Origin of the sequence: Vreelandella subterranea (assembly GCF_900111305.1) — a bacterium.
GTDB classification, from domain to species: Bacteria; Pseudomonadota; Gammaproteobacteria; order Pseudomonadales; family Halomonadaceae; genus Vreelandella; species Vreelandella subterranea.
In genome coordinates, this window is record NZ_FOGS01000005.1 from 44,961 (window position 1) to 67,411 (window position 22,451).

A 22,451-nucleotide genomic window follows, 5' to 3' on the forward strand; every position below is an offset into this window, starting at 1 on the left:
TTGCGTTAGCGCCGCGCCTGCATCATGGCGATAAAGCGATCGAATAGCGGTGCCACATCGCGCGGACCGGGGCTGGCTTCCGGGTGCCCCTGGAAGCTGAAGGCCGGACGGTCAGTACGCTCGACCCCCTGCAAGGTGCCATCGAACAGCGAACGGTGCGTGGCACGCAGGTTATCCGGCAAGCTCGCTTCGTCTGCCGCAAAGCCGTGGTTCTGGCTGGTGATCATCACCGCGCCGCTATCCAGGTCCTGCACCGGGTGGTTGGCACCGTGATGGCCGTGGCCCATCTTGACGGTTTTCGCCCCCGAGGCCAGCGCCAGCAGTTGGTGGCCCAGGCAAATACCGAACACCGGCGTGTCGGTTTCCAGCACGTCCTGAATGGCTTTGATGGCGTAGTCGCAGGGCTCCGGGTCGCCCGGGCCGTTGGCCAGGAAGACGCCATCCGGGTTCAGCGCCATGACCTCGGCGGCAGGCGTTTGCGCGGGCACCACCGTCAGACGGCAGCCGCGTGACGCCAGCATGCGCAGGATGTTGAATTTCACACCGTAGTCGTACGCCACTACATGGTAGGGGCGGTCACCTTGCGTCGCATCCGCATAACCTTCACCCAGCGCCCACTCGCCCTCCGACCACTCATAGATCGCTTTGCAAGACACTTCCTTGGCAAGGTCCATACCCTTCAGGCCCGGAAACGCGCGGGCGGCTTCCAGCGCTCGCGCTACCGCATCATCGCCCTCGGCATCAGCGCCCGCCAGAATTGCCCCGTTCTGAGCGCCCTTATCGCGCAAGATGCGCGTCAGTCGGCGGGTGTCGATATCGGCAATGCCCAGGACGTTCTGGCTTTTCAGATAGTCTGAAAGCGTTTGCTCGGAGCGGAAACTGCTGGCCAGCAGCGGGAGGTCGCGAATCACCAGACCTGCAGCGGCAATCGAGGCGGATTCCACATCTTCACTGTTAGTGCCGGTATTGCCGATATGCGGGTAGGTGAGCGTAACGATTTGGCGGGTATAGGATGGGTCGGTGAGGATTTCCTGGTAGCCGGTCATGGCTGTATTGAACACCACCTCACCGCTTGTGACGCCATCCGCGCCAATGGCGGTCCCGTGGAAGACACTGCCATCTTCCAGAGCCAGTATTGCGGGTTTGCTCAATGCGGGGCTATTCAAAACAAGATCCTCCCAGACTGGTGGGAGCCTGTGGGCGCAGGCTCAGCAATTTCTTCATTATCCACGACGCTCATTCTTTAAAACTATCGTCATTGAAGCTGTCGCCATTAAAACAACGGCCGTAAAAAAGCGGGATGACGCCGATAAAAATCGGTTTCATCCCGCTTGTTGTTCTCATCCATGGCTAACCGTCATGGTGCAGCGATTAGCTATCTCTCTAATCTGGGGCCAGTGCAACAAGCGCGGTGCTTTCGCTGCAGACATTTTGCTGCCTGAAGGCAGCCACTAGGCCAAAATTTTTGGAATGTTACAGGAATTTCTGGCCCAAGACTACCCCTCAGTGACCGGACGGCCCTATCGCAGGCGCGTGGCTTATCTAGTTCAACGCCAGCACATCCTGCATATCGTAGCGGCCGTTCTCTTGACCCGCGACCCAACGCGCCGCGCGCACCGCACCTTTGGCAAAGGTCATGCGGCTGGAGGCCTTATGGGTAATTTCGATACGCTCGCCTTCAGTGGCAAACATCACCGTATGCTCGCCGACGATATCGCCTGCGCGAACGGTGGCGAAACCAATCTCTTTATCGGTGCGCGGGCCGCACTGCCCCACCCGCTCAAACACGCCGTGCTCTTTTAGCGTGCGGTCCAGGCTTTGCGCAACCACTTCGCCCATCTTGATGGCGGTGCCCGACGGTGAATCCACTTTATGGCGATGGTGGGACTCGATAACTTCAATATCGTAGCCTTCATCGCCCAGCGCCTTGGCGGCGGTCTCCAACAACTTCAGGGTGAGGTTGACGCCCACGCTCATATTGGGCGCAAATACCATTGCAACGTCATCACGGTAGCTATCCAGCTGAGCCAGCTGATCATCATTCATACCCGTGGTACCAATCACGATGCGCTTGCCATGCTTGGCGCAGAACGCCAGGTTGGCCAGCGTCACCTGCGGCGCAGTGAAATCGATCAGTACATCGAAATCGTCCACGATGGCCTCCAGCGAATCCACCGCCGTAACGCCCCGCTTGCCAAGCCCTGCCAGCTCGCCAATATCGGCACCCGCCAGGGAGCTGCCTGGCTCGACGATACCACCGGCCAGCGTGGCGTCAGCCTCTTGTTCAACAGCGTTTACCAGTGTGCGGCCCATCCGGCCAGCGACGCCAACAATGGCAACTCGAGTCATGGAAACTCCTGCGCTAAGTGATCTAGTGCATCAATATAAAGGGAATATAGGCAGGCGATTATAACAGACCCACCGCCCTATTCGACGCCGGGCCTCGCTCAGTTTTCCCAAATGATGACCAGGTTTTCATCACCGGCCATACGTACCAGGTGCCGCTCCACGATACCTTCCAGTTCATCCAGGTGGCCTTCCTCCAGTGTTTCGATTGCCACCGTCAAGGTTTCGACATCGGCTCGCATCAGGCAAGTACCGGAAGCAAAGTGGACTTTAACCTCTTGCTCGAGATGCTCGACCTCAAACTCGTGCGCCCAGTGCCTGCACAAGCGATTCATCAAGCGCTCACCAGAGGACGTCGCGATTTCAGCACGGGATAGCGGCATGCTGCATTCTCCCAAAGAAGTGGCAAGTGAGTACCTACTAGCCTAATGCGCGTAACAACAAGTGCCAAGCAGCGTTTGCCCCCCGGACGTGAACCGGCGTTAATGGGTTACCCTGCGACAGCCAACACCACTTCCACGATAATTATCTTTTTTGTAAATTTGAATCAATCCCATATCATGATTTGTTAATTCATTATTTTCTAAGGCAGCCCACAGTTTATCGTCGAAGAGGCCATTTAAGCCGCCGCCCTTCCATGGCGGCCAGCGCCACCCCGCTCAGCATCAGCGGGAGTGCCAGCAGAAAAGCACTCGAGACAGGTATCCCGAACAGCACCCAATCCGCCAACACGGGCCAAACCAGGGCAATATACTCAAAGGGCGCCAGGCGGGACGCCTCCGCGTAGCGTAACGCCAGCGTCATCGCGATATGCGCCGCCCCGCCAAACAGGCCCGAGAGCACCAGCAACCCAAACTCGCTCGGGCTAAGCGCCGCCCAGCCAAGAGGCAGGGTTGCAAGTCCCGCCAGCGACGACACCAGAATAAAGTAGAACGCGATGGAAGCCGCCGTTTCCGTGCGTGAAATCCGCCGAACGGTCAACAGCGCCCCTGCCGTTAACAGGGCGCTGAGCGCGCCTAGCGCATAGCCCGCCAACTGCCCATCCGCCCCGTCCGCACTCAGCCCTGGCAACACCAACACCGCCATCCCGCCAAGGGCCAGCACAATAGCCCCCGCCCGATAGAGCGAAAACCGTTCACCCAGCAGTAATATCCCGCCCACCGCCATGAACACAGGCGTCAACTGGGCGAGCAGCGTGGCTTCGGCAACCGGCAACAACGCAACCGTCGCAAAGGACGCAAACATCGCCGCCGCCCCCAGCCCCGATCGCAGGGCATGGCCCAGTGGGCGACGCGTTGCCAGGCCACGGGGAAATTCATGGCGCAGGACGAGAAACACCATGATCGGCAACAACGCAAACAGCGAGCGGAAAAACACCGACTGACCGACCGGCACGGCGTCGCTGACCGCCTTGATGCTGACCAGCATGCCGGTAAACAACAGACCTGACAGAACCCTGAGCAAAATCCCTTTGGCAGGCCTATCCTGGAGGTTATTCATGATGCGCAGCACTCCCCATACAGCAAAAACCCCCGGCGAACCGAGGGTTTTGAGCTTAACCGGCGACTAATGCCATTAGTCCGGCATTACGGCTTCATCTCTTCAAAAAACTTCTTCACGCTGTCGAAGAAGCCGGTTTTCTTGGGTGAGTGATGGCTATTGCTGCCTTCCAGGCTTTCCTGGAACTGGCGCAGCAGACGCTTCTGCTCCTCGCTGAGCTTGACGGGCGTTTCCACCACGACTTTGCACAGCAGATCGCCAGGGACACCACCGCGAACCGGTTTGACGCCCTTGCCCTTGAGCCGGAACATCTTGCCGGTTTGGGTTTCCGGCGGAATCTTCAGCTTCACTCGGCCATCGAGCGTCGGCACTTCCAGCTCACCGCCCAAGGCCGCATCGACGAAGTTGATCGGCACGTCACATTGCAGGTGCTTGCCGTCACGCTGGAAGATATGGTGCGGCTTGATGGCCACCTGGACGTACAGGTCGCCGGGCGGGCCGCCATTGATACCACTTTCGCCTTCCGCGTTCAGGCGGATACGGTCGCCGGTATCCACACCCGGTGGGATTTTCACCGACAGTGTCCGGGTCTCGCGCACGCGCCCTTCGCCGTTACACTTGTGACACGGCACCTTGATGTGCTGGCCTGAGCCATGGCAGGTCGGGCAGGTTTGCTGAACCGCAAAAAAGCCCTGCTGCATACGCACCTGGCCGTGACCATGGCAGGTGGGGCAGGTGTCCTTGCTTGACCCCGGCTCGGCGCCACCGCCGTCACAGCGGTCGCATTCGATATGCCGTGGCACACGGATATCAACCGTGGTGCCGGCAACGGCATTTTCCAGATCCAGTTCCAGGTTGTAGCGCAGGTCAGAACCGCGCGCCGGAGCATTGGGACCACGACGACGACCGCCGCCACCGCCGAAAATATCGCCAAACACATCGCCGAAGATGTCGCTGAAATCGCCAGCGCCACCGCCGCCGAAACCACCGCCACCAAAGCCTCCGCCTTGGCCGTCTACGCCGGCATGACCAAACTGGTCGTAGGCCGCACGTTTTTCGCTGTCGGTCAGGACTTCGTAGGCTTCCGACACTTCGCGGAATTTTTCCGCCGCGGTATCGTCTTCCGGGTTGCGGTCAGGGTGATATTTTTGCGCAAGGCGACGGTAGGCTTTCTTGATCTCTTTCTGATCAGCCCCTTTGTCGACACCCAGGATTTCGTAATAATCGCGTTGGGACATGGGTCCTACGCCTCTTGGTTAGCTACGCATTCAACTGCACATTTAACTATGTGTTAACGACATAGTGTTAACGTCAGAGTATTTAAGACACAGTATTTAACGACACATCAAAGCCTTGTGCGTCTTGGACGTGGAAACAGCAACGCGGGAGTTGCCCCCCGCGTCGCCGCCTACCTCGTCAGAAAGAGCACTTACTGCTTTTTCTGATCGTCGTTGACTTCTTCATACTCGGCGTCGACCACGTCTTCATCGGGCTTGGCGTTAGCCTGGTCAGCACCTTCCTGACCCGGCTGCTCAGCGCCCTCTGCCTGTTCGGCGTACATCTTCTGCGCCAGTTGGCCGGAGGCTTCCGTGAGCGCGTCAAGCTTCTGCTGGATCAACTCCTGGTCGTCGCCCTTGGTGGTTTCTTCCAGTTCGCTGATCGCCGTCTCGATGGACTGTTTCTCGTCATCGGTTGCCTTGTCACCGGCTTCTTCCAACGTTTTGCGGGTGGCATGGATCATGCCGTCCGCCTGGTTACGCAACTGCACCAGCGCCTCGAACTTCTTGTCTTCGTCAGCGTGAGCTTCGGCGTCGCGTACCATCTGCTCGATCTCGTCTTCGGTCAAGCCGCTGGAGGCCTTGATGACGATCGACTGCTCCTTGCCGGTCGCCTTGTCCTTCGCGGAGACGTTCAGGATACCGTTGGCATCCAGGTCGAAGGCCACCTCGATCTGCGGCACACCGCGCGGCGCCGGTGGAATATCGGCAAGGTCGAAACGACCCAGCGACTTGTTCTGCGACACTTGCTTGCGCTCACCCTGGACGGCGTGGATGGTGACCGCCGTCTGGTTGTCATCCGCCGTGGAGAAGGTCTGCGTCTTCTTGGTCGGAATGGTGGTGTTCTTCTCGATCAGCGGTGTCATCACGCCACCCAGGGTTTCGATACCCAGGGTCAGCGGCGTCACGTCGAGGAGCAGCACGTCTTTCACGTCGCCACCCAGAACACCGCCTTGAATAGCGGCACCTACGGCCACGGCTTCATCCGGGTTGACGTCTTTACGTGCGTCCTTGCCGAAGAACTCAGCGGCTTTCTGCTGAACCAGCGGCATGCGCGTCTGACCGCCAACCAGAATGACGTCGTCAATTTCAGATGCGGATAGGCCAGCATCTTTCAGAGCCATCTTGCATGGCTCCATGGAACGCTGTACCAGGTCGTCCACCAGCGACTCGAGCTTGGCGCGGGTCACTTTCACGTTCAGGTGCTTCGGACCGGTGTTATCCGCCGTGATGTACGGCAGGTTAACGTCGGTCTGCTGAGCGCTGGAAAGCTCGATCTTCGCTTTCTCGGCCGCTTCTTTCAGACGCTGCATGGCCAGGTTGTCGCCGGACAGGTCGATGCCGCTGTCGGACTTGAACTGGTCAACCAGATAGTTGATCAGCGCCAGATCGAAGTCTTCGCCGCCCAGGAAGGTGTCACCGTTGGTGGCCAGCACTTCGAACTGGGTTTCACCGTCGACATCGGCCACTTCGATGATGGAAATATCAAAGGTACCGCCGCCCAGGTCGTATACCGCGATGGTCTTGTCACCGCGTGACTTGTCCATGCCATAGGCAAGCGCCGCTGCGGTCGGCTCGTTGATGATGCGCTTGACGTCCAGACCGGCGATGCGGCCCGCATCCTTGGTGGCCTGGCGCTGGCTGTCGTTAAAGTAGGCCGGTACGGTGATAACCGCTTCGGTGACGGTTTCGCCGAGGTAGTCCTCTGCCGTCTTCTTCATCTTCTTGAGCACTTCCGCACTTACCTGCGGCGGCGCCATCTTCTGGCCTTTCACTTCTACCCAGGCATCACCGTTATCGGCTTCGGTGATCTTGTAGGGCACCATCTTGATGTCTTTCTGGACAACGTCGTCTTTAAAACGACGACCGATCAGACGCTTGATGGCATAAAGCGTATTTTCGGGGTTGGTGACCGCCTGGCGCTTGGCGGCCTGACCAACGAGCGTCTCACCGTCTTCGGTGTACGCAATGATGGACGGGGTGGTACGGCCACCTTCTGCGTTTTCAATGACTTTTGCACTGTCGCCATCGAGCACCGATACACAAGAGTTTGTGGTGCCCAAATCAATACCAATAATGCGTCCCATAATAAGAACCTCGTATTCGGTTGTTTCAATACATCAAACTGGTAGCGGGATTTCCCGCGGGGTTGCCCCTTTATCTGGGGGCCACCTGAGACTTTTCAAGGCCCTTTTTAAGCCTTTACTGCGCTATGACTCATTCGCTTTCTGACTGACCACGACCATGGCCGGGCGGACCAGACGTCCGTTCAGCAGGTAGCCTTTCTGCATGACTTCCATGACCGTATTCGGCTCCTGCTCGGGGTTCGGTACCATCGCCATGGCTTCGTGAACCTGGGGGTCAAACGGCTCGCCTTGGGGGTCGATGCTTTCAACGCCAAATTTGCCCAGCACATCGAGCTGCATCTTCAGGGTCATCGAGACCCCTTCGCGGTGCACCTCGGAGGCATCTTCCTGCATCGACTCGAGCGCTTTTTCCAGGCTGTCGATGACCGGCAGAAGCTCTTTCACAAACTTTTCCAGGGCGAATTTGCGCGCCTTTTCAGCTTCCAGCTCCGCCCGGCGGCGCACATTTTGCGCTTCGGCAGCTTCTCTTAGCGACTGATCCTTGGCTTCTGCCAGACGCTGCTCCAGGTCCTGCACCTTGGCGGCCAGAACATCAACTTCCGCCTCATCGTCGACACGATCAACAACAGCCTCGTCGTCATTAATGAGGCCTTCCAGCTCACCTTCAACCAGGCGATCTTCAGATTCCTGTTCCGGCGTCTCTGATTCCTGCTCTTGGCGAGCCAGCTCGTCATCCATCGGGGTTTGCGGTTCTTTTGCCATGCCTTGCTCCTGCAACGTTCGAGAGGCGTGCGGTACGCCCAAATAATAAGTAGCAACGTGAATTGGCTCTGCATCGTATATGGGGACCATAAAAGCCATCTCAAGTGGGCATTGAAGCGCGTTTTCGACTACTGTATAAAACAACAATATTCAGACGCATTGACTACGCTCGTTCCGCTGCGCCTCAGGAGGCCCTCATGCTGACTCAGCTTGCCATTCGAGATTACGCGATCGTTGAGCACCTGGAACTCGACCTGACCCATGGCATGACCGCCATCACCGGCGAGACAGGGGCAGGCAAATCGATTCTGCTGGGCGCACTGGGCCTTTGCCTGGGCGAGCGCGCCGACGCAGGCAGCGTCCGCCACGGCAGCGAACGCACTGATCTATCGGCGCGTTTTGATATTCAGCATTTACCCGCGGCCAGCGAGTGGCTTGGCAGCCGCGAACTGCCCAACGATGAATGCCTGTTAAGGCGGGTGGTAACGGCAAGCGGGCGCTCCAAGGCATGGATCAATGGACAACCGGCCACGATCAGCGACCTCAAATCGCTTGGGGAACATCTGGTGCAGATTCACGGCCAGCACGCCCACCAGGCGCTGATGCGCGAAGAAACCCATCTCGCACTGCTGGACGATTATGCGGGCCTTCGCGACATCGCCCAGCAGCTGGCCGAAACGTACCGTGACTGGCGCAGCGCCAACCGTCGCCTCAAGCAGCGCAAGGAAGCAGGTAGTGAAGTAGAAGCCAAACGGCAGCTGCTGCGCTATCAGGTGGAGGAACTCGATCAGTTGGGCCTTGCTGAAGGCGAACTGCAAACCCTTGAAGAAGAACAACACTCCCTTGCCCACGCCGATGAAACACTCCGCGAAACGCAGTTTGCCGCTGACTGCTGCGCCAGCGATGAAGGCGGGGCACTGTCGCTGCTCAACCAGGCGTATACACATTTAAGCGCCCTGCCGGGCAGCGACAAGGGCACGCTGGCCAACACCCTGGCGATGCTCAGTGACGCGCGCATTCAGGTCGAGGAGGCCGCCAGCGAACTCAACCGCCTCGCCAGCACCACCGAACTCGACCCCGAGCGCCTGGCGTGGGTGGAAGAGCGTTTAGCGGACGTGCACCGTATTGCCCGCAAGCACCATGTGGCACCGGAAGAAGTCTGCGCACTGCATGCGGAGCTGAGCCGGGAAGTCGCCGAGCTGGATAACAGCGAGAACGACATCGAAGCCCTGGGCGCCCAGGTGGCGGAACTTCGCGAGCGCTATCGACGTGACGCCAAGCACCTCAGCGAGGGTCGCCAGCAAGCCGCCGTCCGTTTGGGGAAGGAGGTCCAGCAGCAGCTAAGCTTCCTGGCCATGGGCAAGGCGCGCTTTGAAGTGGAGGTCACGCCCCGAGACACCCCGGCGGCAGAAGGCCTCGATCAGGTTCACTTTTTAATCAGCGCCAACCCCGGGCAGCCCGCCAGACCGCTCACCAAGGTGGCGTCCGGCGGTGAGCTTTCGCGCATCAGCCTGGCGATTCAGGTCGTCGCCGCGTCCCACTCCACCATTCCAAGCCTGGTGTTTGATGAAGTGGACGTCGGGGTTTCCGGTGCTACCGCCGAGATTGTCGGCCAGCTGCTCCGCAAGCTGGGTGAAAACGGCCAGGTAATGACGGTCACCCACCTGCCTCAGGTGGCCGCCCAGGCTCACCAGCACCTGCACATTGAGAAACATGCCCGGCGCGATACCACCCTGACGCACATGGCCCTGCTGGATGAACAGGGCAGAGTCAGCGAACTGGCTCGCATGCTGGGCGGCGTCAAACTCTCGGACCAAACCCTGGCCCATGCCCGTGAAATGCTCAATGCCAGCCAGCGCCAACCCCACTGACGATGGCGGGCTGAGGGCTACTGGGCAACCGTGTATTCAAGCGCGCAATAAAACGCCTCTAGGCCGCCTGGTATTCAAGCCAGGCAGCCTAGAGGCATTGGGGCGTGCATCAAAGCCCGAGCTAGGGTTAACCCCTATTTCTTATTAGTTGGACCGCTGTCCTGGCGTGTTACGTCCGATCCTCGGGGGCGCACGTATAACACCAACGCATGGTCAACTAATTCATAGCCATGCTCTTCCGCGATTTCTTGCTGGCGTCGCTCAATGATCTCGTCAACGAACTCGACGATTTCACCGCTTTCCAGACACACCATGTGGTCATGGTGGTCTTCTTGCGTCATCTCGAATACCGCGTGGCCGCCATCGAAATTATGACGAATCACGAGGCCCGCCGACTCGAACTGAGTCAGCACACGGTAGACGGTTGCCAGCCCCACATCTTCGCCCGCATCTATCAGTGTTTTATACACTTCTTCTGCGCTAAGGTGGTGCTGACCCGATGCAGTTTCGAGAATCTGCAGGATTTTGACGCGCGGCAGGGTCACTTTCAGCCCGGCTTTACGTAATTCATGGTTCTTATCGGCCATGGTTGCTCTTCGCAGTAACAGGTTAGGTCGGGTATGATCGACCGAAACCACGATAGTGAAGAATAGGCTCAAATGCAAAAATTGACTCGAATCATTACGCTTTCCGTCTCCATTGCCGTGATCAGCGGCTGTAGCTACGTTGGCGTGTATAAACGCGACATCCCGCAAGGCAACCTGGTCACCGAGGAAATGGTCGACCAACTGCAACCGGGGATGACCCAGGAGCAGGTGACCTATGTGATGGGCCGCCCACTGCTTGAAGCCCCCTTTGATGCCCGCGAGTGGGATTACGTGTTCCGGCTCGACAAAGCTTACGCGGGGGTTGAGCAGCGGCGTGTCACGCTGACGTTTGATAACCAGGGGCGGCTTGCCAATATCGAGCAGGAAGGCGATTTCTCCCAGGACATCCCTCTGGAGGCCGACAGCACTGGCGGTCCGGCGACGGACACAACCGACCCCACTGAGGCGATTCCTAACCAGCCGAGGCAAAACACGACGCCCAGCACCACCAATTGATCGTGCGGCTACTCGCCTTTATCGGCACTCCCGCTCGCCTGACGTTTTGCACGTTCGCGGCGAGCGGCCTTGGGATCGATGAGCAGTGGCCGATAAACCTCCACCCGATCGCCGGGCGCCACCTGATACTGGGATGGGTCGCGTAGCGCCTGACCAAAAATGCCCAGTGGTGCGTTTTCAAACGTTTCCGGGGCCAGCTCGGGGAAAAGATGGGGCAGGTCCGCCAGGGCGACGGCTTCACGTGCCGTCGTCCCCGGCGGCACGCTCAGTGCGATCAGGCGTTGTTTGTGCGGGAGACCAAACGCCACCTCGATGGCAAGGGTATCATCGACCATGGATCTCGTCGGCGCGGCGGGTAAAGGCATCCACTAACTGTCCGGCAATCTGCTGGAACAACCTGCCGAATGCCATGCCCAACAGCCGATTGGCAAATTCAAACTCCATGTCCAGGCTCACCTTGCAGGCACCATCCCCCATCGGAATGAATTGCCAGCGCCCTTTCAAGCGCTTGAAAGGGCCGCTAACCAAGGACATTTCAATACGCTCGGGGGAGAACAGGTCGTTGCGTGTGGTAACCGACTGCTCGACGCCGGCGCGTCCCAGGGTCATTTCGCCGATCAAATGATCGTCGTCGTGCTCCAGCAAACGCGCACGCCGACAGCCCGGCAAGAACTCTGGATAGCGTTCGAAGTCGTTGACCAGATCGAACATTTGTTTCGGGGTGTGCCGCACCAAGGCGGAACGATTGACGGTTGGCATTGACCTCTCCGCTGACTTCACAGTGCCCAAGGCGTATCATGGGAATCATAGTTAAGACCTTGAATGGTATCATGCCTCCCCACATAACGAAGGGGGTGTCACAGACAGATCGAATATGAGGTTTCATGGCCACGAAAAAAGGTAAGAGCAAAGGCCCTACCAGCAGCGTTATCGCGCAAAACAAGAAGGCACGCTTTGAGTATCATATCAATGAAACCTTCGAAGCGGGTCTATCGCTGGCAGGCTGGGAAGTCAAAAGCCTTCGCGCAGGCAAAGGGCAGTTAACGGACACCTATATTTTAGTTCGCAACGGCGAAGCATGGCTGCTGGGTAGCCATATCATGCCGCTGAACACCGCGAGCACCCATGAGATCGCCGACCCCACGCGGACGCGAAAATTGCTCCTGCATCGCAAAGAAATCGCCAAGATCTTCTCGGTGACTCAGGACAAAGGCCATACCTGCGTTCCCCTGAAGCTTTACTGGAAGCGCAACAAGGTGAAGTGCGAACTGGCCCTGGTGACCGGCAAGAAAATCCACGATAAGCGGGCCACCGAGAAGGACCGCGACTGGAATCGTCAAAAAGGTAGAATCATGCGGGAACATAACAAGGCATAGCTGGTCAATTCCGGGTGAGCACGTTAGAATGCTCAGGTAACTAAGGGGGCGACATGGTTTCGACGCCGGTGACAACCCCTGCGGTGCATGCCGAGAGTGTGATGTATCTCGTAAATACCACATCACGAAAAATAGTCGCAAACGACGAAAACTATGCTCAGGGCGCGCTAGCAGCGTAAGCTGGTAGCTTCTTGTCCGGCCCCAAGGCGATGTGCCTATCCATCGTTGAGGGGATACGAGCTAAAGCTGATAGGACCGCGGTTGGCGGTGTCTTCTCGTCAACCGTTAAACCTTAGAAGACTCGCGAGGCTGAATCCTGATCGTCGGAGTCAGCCGAGTTAAAGCAAAAGACGAAATCTAAGCATGTAGAGCCAATGGGCGAGTGCTGGCGGACGCGGGTTCAATTCCCGCCGCCTCCACCAGACACCCCTTCAAATCAAGCACCTACGGGTGCTTTTTTGTTTCCTTGGCCCCTATATCAAATCGATCTGTGCCATTAACGCGGGCAGCTCAGATCGCCCTCTTCGCAGTGTGCATGCTCGCGCAGTTTCTCCGTGCGCTGCTTGGTCAGCGTGGCAAGGCAGCCGTTACGTACCATGGGCTGTGCGCTGCCGCCTTCTACGCCACTGCTCTCGAGCGCGCACTCGGCATCGCGAAAGCTTATCCAGGCCCGTTGGGCAACGCGCAGTTTTTCAAGCGTCGCCGGATTTGCCTCCAGCTTGCGGACCAGTCCCTGATACGCCTCGTTAAGCTCATCATCGGCCGATTGATACGCCTGCGCCGAACATTCCGTTAGCGCTAACTGGGTAGTCGGGTTAGCGCATCCCGTGTCTGCGGTTACCCAACTGCTTGAGACCAAAAGCCCGATCCCCAGCAAGCGTGCAAATGAAGGTATTGCGATTGATAAAGGCCAATAGGGCGTCATGGGTCGACTCTTCACAGCTTTCGTTTCGCCCCATACAAGCAAAGCGCTGGCATTTCTGCCAGCGCTTTTTCACATTGCCGAACCTGCCAGAAGGCAGAGGAGCGACTTGACCACCGACATCAGTGCGCCAGCATTTCATCGACGATCTCATCACCATCCAGCGCTGAGGGGTAGTACGTCGGCCAGTTAGTGACCTCTTCCAGCAGCGCTTCACGGTCATCGCCCCAGTAGAGATGAAAGTGGGACGCATCGGTGGGATAGATACTGTGATCACTGAACTGGATATATTGAGGGAGGTCGTCAGATGGCTCTTCCAGCTCGAAGATAAAGCGTACACCGCGGTTGCCAGCCGCGTAGGTCAATATCTCATAGCCATCGTACTGATACGCCCCCGTACGCTGCGCGCCACCTTCATGGAAGGTCACGTTTTGCCCTTCAATCACGATACGATCCACGTCCGTTTGATACCCCTTATCGTAATACGCCTTGTACTCTTCAGCCGTTTTGTCGCCTTCCGATGCCTTATGCGCAAACACCTCGTCCAGCGTCCCATCTTCCAGGTAGGGGTAGACGGACTGCCAGTCACCTTCCCAGTCTGAAAGAGCACGATCCTTTACTTGCCCGTCATCAAAGTAGCCAGCATAGATATCGCTGTCATGGCTGTGGTCGTGGTCGTGGTCGTGGTCGTGGTCGTGGTCGTGGTCGTGGTCGTGGTCGTGAGCATGGTCATGATCGTGCGAATGGTCATGATCGTGCGAATGGTCATGATCCTTGGCATGCACATTTTGCACACCCGCAATCAGTACGGTGCTTAGCGCCACGAAAATCGCTTTTTGACGATACGTCTTCAACATGTCGATATATTCCCTTGGCTGGAAACAGAATCAGGATAACGGCTACACATTATGTTATAACATAATATTTGTCAACCAACTGAATCTCATTGCCACCGATACAAAATCATTGGGCAGAGGCCAGTATTCTCCGCTATGTTATGCCAACAACCGACACTGACGGGCCAACATTGCAAGGAAAATGCACATGCTGTTTGCCTTAAGCTTATTGATAGGGATAGGCTTTTTAACCCTGGGAGGCGAGGCGCTGATACGGGGCGCCGTAGCAGGCGCACGGCGGGCGGGCGTCTCTCCGTTATTGACCGGGTTAGTGGTTGTGGGGTTTGGCACCTCTGCTCCCGAGCTGGTGGTGTCGATAGACGCGGCCATCAACCAACAGCCGGATATTGCCGTGGGCAACATCGTCGGCAGCAATATCGGCAATATCCTATTAATCCTGGGGCTGTGTGCCATCATCTGCCCCATGACCGTGCAGCCCAAGGCGCTCAGCCGGGACGGTGTCGTCATGGTGGCAGCCAGCTTGCTGTTTATCGGCCTGGCGTTTGGGGGCGCCTTGGGGCGCATTGACGCGGGTATCTTCCTGGCCGGGCTGATCAGCTATCTCGTTTGGGCTTATCTCAGCGAACGCCAGCAGACGATCCCCGCCGCCCAGATGCATGCCTCAGAAGCGGATGAGCTGAACGCCCTGCCTAGAACGTCTATAGGGATCATCATCGCGCTGGCGCTGGGTCTTGGCCTACTGATCGGCGGGTCTCAGCTATTACTTTATGGCGCGATCGGCCTGGCCCAGGCGATGGGCATTTCAGAAGCGGTCATTGGCCTGACCATTGTCGCCGTCGGCACCTCTCTGCCGGAAATGGCCGTGTCGGTAATCGCCGCTTTACGGCGTCATGCGGATGTTGCCGTGGGCAACATTCTGGGTAGCAACATCTTCAATATTCTCGGCATTTTAGGTATTTCGGCGTTTTTACAGCCGCTGCCCATTGCTGCGCGTGTGAACTTGTTCGACCAGTGGGTGATGCTGGGTGCGGCGGGCCTACTGGTGCTGTTTCTGTATACCGGCATGCGGCTATCGCGCCTGGAGGGAGCTTTATTGTTAGCAGGCTACAGCATTTATCTCATGTTGAGCTTCACCTTGATCAGCGGGATATGAATCGCAATATCCACCAATTTACTATTACCTAAACGATTAATTTGCTAAAAAATAATCGTTGGCGGATAAGAAGCGCTTATTTCATTCGCTTTTATTACATATTGCGTTGCAATACAGGCTGGTAGACTGACGCGGTTTATAAATCTCTCCTACAATCCTAACGAAAGGAAACGCATCGTCATGCCTTTTTTTCGCCCCCCATGCCAGCCACGATTCGATCGTCGCTGGCTTTTTTTGTTGGCCGCCTTGCTGCTGGTGTTCAGCCCTGCCGTTTTAGCCGTGACCGGTGAGCTCGACCTTACCCAGTCCATCGTCGGCTTTTTCGCGCTGGGCATTTTCGTGATGGCCTACGCACTGGTAATGGCCGAAGAAAAAATCCACATGCGCAAGTCCAAGCCCGTACTGGTCGCTGCCGGTATTATCTGGAGCCTCATCGGCTGGGTGTATGTCCAGAACGGCATGTCGGAGGCATCTGAGCATGCTTTCCGCGTGACGCTCCTGGAGTTCACCGAGCTGATGCTGTTCCTGCTGGTGGCCATGACCTATATCAATGCCCTGGAAGAGCGCCGGGTGTTTGATGCGCTGCGTTCGTGGATGCTGCGCAAGGGCTTCAATTACCGTTCGCTCTTCTGGTTAACGGGTGGATTGGCGTTCATTCTGTCGCCGATTGCCGACAACCTGACCACGGCGCTGCTCATGTGTGCGGTGGTGACCAAAGTGGCAGAGGGTGACAAGCGCTTCATCAACGTTGCATGTATCAACATCGTGGTCGCGGCCAATGCGGGCGGGGCTTTCAGCCCCTTCGGTGATATCACGACGCTGATGGTCTGGCAGGCTGGCATCGTGCCATTCCAGGACTTCTTTATTCTGTTTTTCCCGGCGCTGGTCAACTTCCTGATCCCCGCTGTCATCATGAGCTTTTTCGTTCCCAACAAGAAACCGGAAAGCGTGCAGGAAGACGTGTGGATGAAGCGCGGCGCACGGCGCATTGTGGTGCTTTTCCTGCTGACGATCACCACCGCCGTGCTTTGCCATACGCTGCTGCACCTGCCGCCCGTGCTGGGCATGATGACGGGCCTTGGCTATCTGCAGTTTTTCGGCTATTACCTGCGCCGCAGCCTGCCGCGCTCACTGGAGCGCAAGCGCGAACGCTACAGCCGTCGTGGCGACAACAAGAAGCTCGAGCAGCTGGGCAGCGTCGTGCCATTCGATGTCTTCAATCGCGTGGCGCGCGCCGAGTGGGATACCCTGCTGTTCTTTTACGGGGTGGTAATGTGTGTGGGCGGACTTGGCTTTATGGGCTACCTCGGCCTGCTCTCGGAAGCCCTATATCTCGGCTGGAACCCCACGGCGGCCAACATTGTGCTCGGCGTCGTCTCTGCCGTGGTCGATAATATTCCGGTCATGTTTGCGGTGCTGACAATGGAGCCCGAGATGTCGCACGGGCACTGGTTGCTCATCACCCTCACTGCCGGGGTCGGCGGCAGCCTGCTGTCGATTGGCTCCGCGGCGGGCGTGGCCGTCATGGGCCAGGCACGCGGCTCCTATACGTTCATGGGCCACCTGAGGTGGTCGCCGGTCATTATGCTAGGGTACGCTGCCAGTATCCTGGTTCATATGTGGCTGAATGCGGAAAGCTTCGCCCTGTTTGGCTAGTCGCACCCGGCGTTTTTGATTGATGCCCTGCCGCGCCTAGCGGCGGGGCATTTTGTCTGTGAACAGGTCATCAATGGGCTTGGGGTGGCCCAGCAGATAGCCCTGATACCGATAGCAGCCATGACCTTTTAACCAGTCCAGCTGGGCCTGGGTTTCCACACCTTCGGCTACTACCAACAAGCCCAAACTCACCGCTAACAGAATAATGGTATCGACGATCGCAGCGTCCGCCTTATCCGTCAGCAACTCCCGTATAAACGACTGATCGATCTTGAGTTCATCGAGAGGCAGCCGTTTTAGGTAGCTCATAGACGAATATCCCGTGCCAAAATCATCCAAGGCAAAGCGAACGCCCTGTTCTCGCAATCTGAGCATGGTGTTGCGCACACGGGTCGGCTCGCGCATCAGCAGGCTTTCGGTGACTTCCAGCACCAATCGATTGGCAGGTGCCTGTGTCTGCTCGAGGCGTTTTTCCACCAGGTTGATAAAGTCGGGCTGCTGGAACTGAACCGAACTGACATTGACCGACAGGGTCAGCGGTGCATAGGCGGTTTGCCGCGACCATCGGGCTAGTTGCTGGCAGGCCTGGGTCAACACCCAGTCGCCAATGGGAATAATCAGGCCGCTTTCTTCAGCTAGCGGTATAAACTCGGCGGGCGAAACCCAGCCACGCGCCGGATGATACCAGCGCAGCAACGCTTCAACGCCGGTCGTGACGCCCTTGTGGTTCACCTGAATCTGGTAATGCAATTCCAGCTCATGACGCGCCAGGGCATGGTGGAGATCGGCTTCAAGGTTCGCCCTTTCCAGCACGCTGGCTTGCATGTCGGGGTTGAAAAAGCGCAGCGTATTGCCACCCGACGCCTTGGCCTGCTGAAGCGCCATGTCCGCCTGCTGCAGGACTGCATCAAGCGACCCCGATTCGCCATTGAAAAGCGCCAACCCCAGGCTCGCGCTGATGGGCAGCGAGCGACTATTGCGCAATCGATGGATCGTGGTCATCAGTTGTCGTGCAATGCGCTCAGCCTTGGCGGCAGCCTCCTCCTGTTGCGGATCCAACTGATTGACCAGCACCACGAACTCGTCGCTGCTGAAGCGCGCCAACATGGCGTCCTTATCCAACGCCTGGCGGAGTTGTTCGGCCACACTGATCAACAGCTGGTCGCCGCTGGCGTGCCCCTGCAGATCGTTCACCAATCGGAAATGATCGAGGTCGACAACCATCAGCGCACCGAACGGCTTGTTCTGTCCGTCTTCCTCTATGGTGGTCGCCAGGGATTCCATCAGCAGACGCCGGTTAGGCAGGCCCGTCAAGGCATCGTAATACGCCAGATAATGCGTACGCGACTGCATTTCCAGATACTCGGTCAATTCGGTCGAGATCCCACACAGCGAAGGCGGGCTACCCGGCGTTAATGTCAGCGGCATCTTGATCGACAGGAAAGTTCTTACCCGGTCGTCGTGCTTGAGGACATGGCTCTCTTCCAGAGTGATTTTTTCACCCGACGCCAACACGCGGCGGTCGACCTGGACAATCTCGGCAGCCGTCGCGGGGTCAAAAAAAACCTCGTCGCGCTGCCCTATCACCGCCTCTGCTGGACGACCAAAAAGCTCACAAATACGGTGATTGACATACTGATATGTCAGGTCAGGCGATTTGATGTAGATATAGGCATCCACGCTATCCAGAATAGTGCCCAGCATGGCCTCATTGGTTGCCAGCCGTACCCGCTGCCGTGCCACACGCCGTTTCAAGACAAGGTTCACCAGCAGCGCCACGACCAGGGACACAATCAATGCCGCCACGCCCCAGCGCAGCCATTTTGGGGTCTCGGGTGGAGTTGGCGCTCCCGCCTGCCAGGCTTGAAGCGTGGCAAAATAGGGGGAACCGGTGTCCGCTTTCCAGCGCGTCAGATAGTCATCAAGGCGCTCAAGTACCGTTTGGGGAAGCGAAGGTGACGCTGCAAAATAAAGCTGGACGGGCTGAAACATCAACGGAGTATCAACTAGCCCCACCTCACTCGCGCGCCATTCGCCAAACTGACGATTCGCTGCGGCGGCGTCAGCCTCACCGTTGGCAACCTTTGTAAAGCCCTCTTCAAAATCGGGAACGTTGATCCAGTCAACCGGTATATCAAAGCGCTGGGTAAGCGCTAATAAATGGTCTTGCTGAATTGACCCATCGACCACAGTTACCCGCTGTTCGGCTAAGTCCACCACTGCCTCTATCGATAACCCTTCCCGCTGGTAAATTTGCGACCAGCTGTGCAGCGCGGGTTCGCTATGAAACCTGAATCGCTCGGCCCTTGCCTCGCTCCATGCCACATCGGGCAACAGGTCGATATCGCCGCGTTCGAGAAGCGCCAGGCAGCGCTGCCACTCACATGCAACCGGCTCGACCTGCCAGGCTTCGCGCTCGGCAATGGCCAGTAGCAGATCGCCCAAAATACCATCCAGGTGCTGCTGGTCATTGAGAAACAGTTTAGGCGGGTTGTGATAAACCCCGACACGCAGGGACTCATCTGCCATTAGCGCCGGGGCTATCAGCAGACTACCAAGCGCAAAGACGGCTCGGCCGACGCGATACCCTCGTAACAGACTTGCGTTGGGGCCTGACCGGGCCGCCGTCAAGGTTACCATGATGCCGTTTACGCCCCGGGCATGGTGAGCGGGCCTGCGCGCTCAACAACACGCTGCCAGGCGGTGTCAGCTTCAACGCGCTCGACGAAACGGGCAATTGCCGGGTAGGTCGACAAGGAATGTGTTGCTGCTACCGCCTGGAGGGGGAAACTCATCTGCACATCCGCCCCACTCGGCCATGGGCCGGCAAAATGCTCGCGTGTTGCCAGATAGTCATCAATAAAGCGCAGGTGCTGATTGATTTGCGGATGCAGGAAAGTGCGGTTAACGGTCTGGGTAATGCCATTGGCGATTGGCTTCACCAACCAGGGCGCACGCTTGGGAAGTTGGCCAAACACCAGGTGCATGACCAGCAACGGCATCAAGGAGCCTTCGGCATAGTGCAGCCAGTAACGATAATCGACCCAGTCATTGGCATTATCGCTATTCGGCTGACAGCGGCCGTTGCCATAGCGTTGCAGTAGATAGTCGATGATCGCGCCGGACTCGGCGACCGTCAGCTCACCGTCAGTGATCACCGGCGACTTACCCAGCGGATGCACTTCCCTGAGCGTTGCGGGGGCCTGCTGAGTGGAAGCGTCACGCTGATAAACGATGATCTCGTAGTCCAGCCCAAGCGTTTCGAGGAGCCATAAGATGCGGTGCGAGCGGGACTTTTCCAGATGGTGGACGTGGATCATAGTCTCTCCATGGGCAATTGGGCATGCCAGCCATGTACTGGCGCCAGTCTTCCTTTCACTGTGCCCATTCAGCATAGCAGCGTTGGCTGCGTAGTAGAAAACCTCTCTATGGCCCTTCAGCCAACGCTAACGTCAACTTAGGTGCTGCGTTCAGAAAAGCACCGCTGGAGAGCTTCCAAGGGCGACACTTTACCTTCAAGCCAGGGCGCCAATAAGCGCATCGATAGCGGAATAAAGACAAACACCATGACCGGTGTCAGCATCAGCGTGCTGACCATGACCCGCGGGAGCATCGGCCAACTGGCGAACGTGCTACCAAATAGCCAATGAAAAAGCAGCGACACAGGAAAAAAGGCGAGCCACACCGCCACGGCCTGTTTCCAGCGGGGCGGCGCTGGCGAATTCGCCTGGAACCAGGCATCGAGACCGACAGCCCGATGCTCATGCGGGGCATCAAACAGGCCCTGGCCACGGGCCAGCCAGGCGCGCCGGGAAGCCGAATGTTCCCAAACAGCCAGTGTCTCGGCACTGCTGAAACGGAAGATAATCTGATACTCATCGTCGTCGGCGGGCGGTGCCAACACGCCGGATCCCAGGTAACCGGGGAAGTCCGCGGCCAGATGGCGGCCTTCATTGAGCCAGCGGGTGAAATGCGGATAACGTTCTTTGGCGACGCGACGCGCCACCATCAAGGTGACCGGTGAGGCAGACATGGTATATCTCCTGATAGCTCAGCAGCCGTCGCCGGGTAGGCAGGCTGCCAACGTACCCGGCGGGTAAGCCAGGACGTTCATTGAAGCAATCATTATAGCCTAGACCGAGGTCTTTTGGAGGTTCGGACCTGCAGAGGGAACTTAGCGGTTCGCCAGAGGATGGCGGCGCTCCCCCCGCTGATAGGCCCGCACATGCTGATAGATCTCGACGGCACTGCGCAACGCCTGTACCTCGTCGGGGTCAAGGGTCACCTGCGGGCCTCTTTCACGGCCGTCGGCGTTCACCAGGGCCTCTACTTCCTCTCGATAGCGCGTCAACACATGCTCGAGGTGCATGCGCACAAGGCGCGCCTCCAGACGGAAAGCGTCCTGCTGTTCTTTGCGCCGCATGATCTCCAGTGGATCCGCGGACGCCTCCATGATGCTTTCCAGGGTATTGTTGATCAGCTTTTCGGCCGTATTGAGGTTGGGAATCACCTCGTAGACGACCTCATATAATGACACGTCAGATTTAGTATCGGGCATATAAACTCAACAGATACCGAGCGGATGAATACTGATAAATCGGCCCATTTCAGAAAACTTTAGTCGGTAGTAACCGTAAACGCCGTCGTGGGTCATGACGCGACGCAGCGCCTCTGCCGGAAACACCACCCGGCGACCGTCAAGGCTGTAAGTATAGACCTGAGCAATGCGCCCCTCGTAGTGCGCCAGGCACGCCTCATAGGAGAGATTAATCACCACATCAATCGTCTGCATCGCCTGCTTTCCTCGTCTCGGAGGTCCATTCAGCCAACGTTAACTTGCGCGACCGGCTTACCTCACCGATACTTTACGACACTTCTTTGTTTTCATGGAGCGCTTGCCATGACAATCGCCGTGCTGGGTGCTGCCTCGCTGTCCGCCTGGGCATCCCCCACCTTCAATGCAGGTTCGGCCAAGGTCACAACGGCTGAGCCGAAAGCGATTAACGCGTCATCTGCAGAGTCGGCAGCCTCCTCGGACGAAGCCTCCTCCGACAATGCGACCCGCGGCGAATCGGCGGGTCCAAAGCGCGCCGACGGCACGCCGATGGCCCCAGAAGAAATTGAACAGCTGGAGCAGCTCAAGCAGACCGACCGCGCAGTCAGGCAACACGAGATGGCCCACCAGACGGTCGGCGGTGCTTATGCAGGCGGGGCCAGCTACGATTACGAGATAGGCCCTGACGGTCGGCGCTATGCCGTTGCGGGCGAGGTGTCGATCGATTATGGCCCGGTGCCTAACGACCCCAAAGCCACCATCGAGAAGATGCAAACCGTGATTGCCGCCGCGCTAGCCCCCGCCGATCCTTCACCAAAGGATTATCAGGTCGCCGCCCAGGCCAGGCAATATCTGCTTGAAGCCAAACTGGAGGCTGGCATGCAGTCCAGCGAAATGGCTCAAGCACGCGCCGGTGCCGAGGGCAATGACCGAGCTGACGCTCCCACGACCAACCCCGGCACGGATACACGAAGCGCCGCCTGACC

23 protein-coding genes and 1 other RNA gene are annotated in these 22,451 nt (G+C 57.9%); 7 read left to right on the forward strand and 17 right to left on the reverse strand.

Annotation, left to right across the window (positions count from 1 at the left end):
- Positions 1-5: 5 nt before the first annotated feature.
- The 7 genes from carA to grpE all read right to left on the reverse strand — a co-directional run bounded on the left by carA (position 6) and on the right by grpE (position 7,972).
- The gene (gene carA / locus BMX75_RS08525; RefSeq protein WP_175474720.1) at positions 6-1,151 is read right to left on the reverse strand and encodes a glutamine-hydrolyzing carbamoyl-phosphate synthase small subunit; all 1,146 of its coding nucleotides are present in this window, start codon (positions 1,149-1,151) and stop codon (positions 6-8) included.
- 391 nt (positions 1,152-1,542) lie between these two features.
- On the reverse strand, positions 1,543-2,349 hold the full coding sequence (gene dapB, locus BMX75_RS08530; RefSeq protein ID WP_092827120.1) for a 4-hydroxy-tetrahydrodipicolinate reductase: 807 nt from the start codon (positions 2,347-2,349) through the stop codon (positions 1,543-1,545).
- A 98-nt stretch (positions 2,350-2,447) separates the two neighbouring features.
- Positions 2,448-2,729 carry a DUF2218 domain-containing protein gene (locus tag BMX75_RS08535; protein ID WP_092827122.1) on the reverse strand — a complete coding sequence of 94 codons (282 nt, stop codon included), beginning with the start codon at positions 2,727-2,729 and terminating at the stop codon, positions 2,448-2,450.
- Positions 2,730-2,946: 217 nt separating this feature from the next.
- A complete protein-coding gene (locus BMX75_RS08540) occupies positions 2,947-3,846 on the reverse strand; it encodes a DMT family transporter (RefSeq protein WP_092827124.1) in 900 nt (299 codons plus the stop codon).
- An 86-nt stretch (positions 3,847-3,932) separates the two neighbouring features.
- Positions 3,933-5,084 carry a molecular chaperone DnaJ gene (gene dnaJ / locus BMX75_RS08545; RefSeq protein WP_066316155.1) on the reverse strand — a complete coding sequence of 384 codons (1,152 nt, stop codon included), beginning with the start codon at positions 5,082-5,084 and terminating at the stop codon, positions 3,933-3,935.
- 191 nt (positions 5,085-5,275) lie between these two features.
- Complete coding sequence (gene dnaK / locus BMX75_RS08550) at positions 5,276-7,210, reverse strand: molecular chaperone DnaK (RefSeq protein ID WP_092827126.1); 1,935 nt, start codon at positions 7,208-7,210, stop codon at positions 5,276-5,278.
- Positions 7,211-7,333: 123 nt separating this feature from the next.
- Complete coding sequence (grpE, locus tag BMX75_RS08555; protein ID WP_092827128.1) at positions 7,334-7,972, reverse strand: nucleotide exchange factor GrpE; 639 nt, start codon at positions 7,970-7,972, stop codon at positions 7,334-7,336.
- A gap of 197 nt (positions 7,973-8,169) precedes the next feature.
- Here grpE and recN point away from each other — a divergent pair, with 197 nt between their 5' ends.
- Entirely contained in the window at positions 8,170-9,843 is a 1,674-nt protein-coding gene (gene recN / locus BMX75_RS08560; RefSeq protein ID WP_092827130.1) for a DNA repair protein RecN, read from the forward strand.
- Between the two features lie 134 nt (positions 9,844-9,977).
- Here recN and fur read toward each other — a convergent pair whose 3' ends face one another.
- On the reverse strand, positions 9,978-10,430 hold the full coding sequence (gene fur / locus BMX75_RS08565) for a ferric iron uptake transcriptional regulator (protein WP_066316169.1): 453 nt from the start codon (positions 10,428-10,430) through the stop codon (positions 9,978-9,980).
- 72 nt (positions 10,431-10,502) lie between these two features.
- Here fur and BMX75_RS08570 point away from each other — a divergent pair, with 72 nt between their 5' ends.
- Positions 10,503-10,946 (forward strand): outer membrane protein assembly factor BamE, encoded by a 444-nt coding sequence (locus BMX75_RS08570; RefSeq protein ID WP_092827132.1) that lies wholly within the window; start codon positions 10,503-10,505, stop codon positions 10,944-10,946.
- Between the two features lie 8 nt (positions 10,947-10,954).
- Here BMX75_RS08570 and BMX75_RS08575 read toward each other — a convergent pair whose 3' ends face one another.
- Together BMX75_RS08575 and BMX75_RS08580 are read right to left on the reverse strand one after the other, a co-directional pair.
- On the reverse strand, positions 10,955-11,281 hold the full coding sequence (locus BMX75_RS08575) for an RnfH family protein (protein WP_092827133.1): 327 nt from the start codon (positions 11,279-11,281) through the stop codon (positions 10,955-10,957).
- On the reverse strand, positions 11,271-11,705 hold the full coding sequence (locus BMX75_RS08580) for a type II toxin-antitoxin system RatA family toxin (RefSeq protein WP_092827135.1): 435 nt from the start codon (positions 11,703-11,705) through the stop codon (positions 11,271-11,273). Before BMX75_RS08580 ends, BMX75_RS08575 begins: the two co-directional genes overlap by 11 nt.
- A 125-nt stretch (positions 11,706-11,830) precedes the next feature.
- Here BMX75_RS08580 and smpB point away from each other — a divergent pair, with 125 nt between their 5' ends.
- Complete coding sequence (gene smpB, locus BMX75_RS08585) at positions 11,831-12,322, forward strand: SsrA-binding protein SmpB (RefSeq protein WP_066316179.1); 492 nt, start codon at positions 11,831-11,833, stop codon at positions 12,320-12,322.
- A gap of 44 nt (positions 12,323-12,366) precedes the next feature.
- Positions 12,367-12,744, forward strand: a transfer-messenger RNA (tmRNA) gene (ssrA, locus tag BMX75_RS08590).
- 74 nt (positions 12,745-12,818) lie between these two features.
- Here ssrA and BMX75_RS08595 read toward each other — a convergent pair.
- Both BMX75_RS08595 and BMX75_RS08600 read right to left on the reverse strand, forming a co-directional pair.
- Positions 12,819-13,247 carry a lysozyme inhibitor LprI family protein gene (locus tag BMX75_RS08595; RefSeq protein ID WP_092827137.1) on the reverse strand — a complete coding sequence of 143 codons (429 nt, stop codon included), beginning with the start codon at positions 13,245-13,247 and terminating at the stop codon, positions 12,819-12,821.
- Between the two features lie 119 nt (positions 13,248-13,366).
- A complete protein-coding gene (locus BMX75_RS08600; RefSeq protein ID WP_092827139.1) occupies positions 13,367-14,101 on the reverse strand; it encodes a metal-binding protein ZinT in 735 nt (244 codons plus the stop codon).
- 187 nt (positions 14,102-14,288) lie between these two features.
- On the opposite strand from BMX75_RS08600, the gene BMX75_RS08605 reads away from it, so the two are divergent.
- Together BMX75_RS08605 and nhaD are read left to right on the forward strand one after the other, a co-directional pair.
- Complete coding sequence (locus BMX75_RS08605; protein ID WP_092827141.1) at positions 14,289-15,254, forward strand: calcium/sodium antiporter; 966 nt, start codon at positions 14,289-14,291, stop codon at positions 15,252-15,254.
- Between the two features lie 180 nt (positions 15,255-15,434).
- A complete protein-coding gene (nhaD, locus tag BMX75_RS08610; RefSeq protein ID WP_092827143.1) occupies positions 15,435-16,910 on the forward strand; it encodes a sodium:proton antiporter NhaD in 1,476 nt (491 codons plus the stop codon).
- A gap of 36 nt (positions 16,911-16,946) precedes the next feature.
- On the opposite strand, the gene BMX75_RS08615 is transcribed toward nhaD, so the two are convergent.
- From BMX75_RS08615 to BMX75_RS08635, 5 genes are all read right to left on the reverse strand, one after another.
- On the reverse strand, positions 16,947-19,550 hold the full coding sequence (locus tag BMX75_RS08615) for an EAL domain-containing protein (protein WP_245748455.1): 2,604 nt from the start codon (positions 19,548-19,550) through the stop codon (positions 16,947-16,949).
- 8 nt (positions 19,551-19,558) lie between these two features.
- Positions 19,559-20,230, reverse strand: coding sequence for a glutathione S-transferase (locus BMX75_RS08620; RefSeq protein WP_092827147.1), 672 nt, complete (start codon positions 20,228-20,230; stop codon positions 19,559-19,561).
- A gap of 137 nt (positions 20,231-20,367) precedes the next feature.
- A complete protein-coding gene (locus BMX75_RS08625; RefSeq protein ID WP_092827149.1) occupies positions 20,368-20,943 on the reverse strand; it encodes an antibiotic biosynthesis monooxygenase in 576 nt (191 codons plus the stop codon).
- Between the two features lie 141 nt (positions 20,944-21,084).
- A complete protein-coding gene (locus tag BMX75_RS08630; protein ID WP_092827151.1) occupies positions 21,085-21,468 on the reverse strand; it encodes a hypothetical protein in 384 nt (127 codons plus the stop codon).
- Between the two features lie 6 nt (positions 21,469-21,474).
- Positions 21,475-21,702, reverse strand: a complete 228-nt coding sequence (locus tag BMX75_RS08635) for a DUF2835 family protein (protein WP_092827153.1) — start codon at positions 21,700-21,702, stop codon at positions 21,475-21,477.
- Between the two features lie 108 nt (positions 21,703-21,810).
- On the opposite strand from BMX75_RS08635, the gene BMX75_RS08640 reads away from it, so the two are divergent.
- Entirely contained in the window at positions 21,811-22,449 is a 639-nt protein-coding gene (locus tag BMX75_RS08640) for a putative metalloprotease CJM1_0395 family protein (protein WP_092827155.1), read from the forward strand.
- The last annotated feature ends 2 nt before the right edge of the window (positions 22,450-22,451 follow it).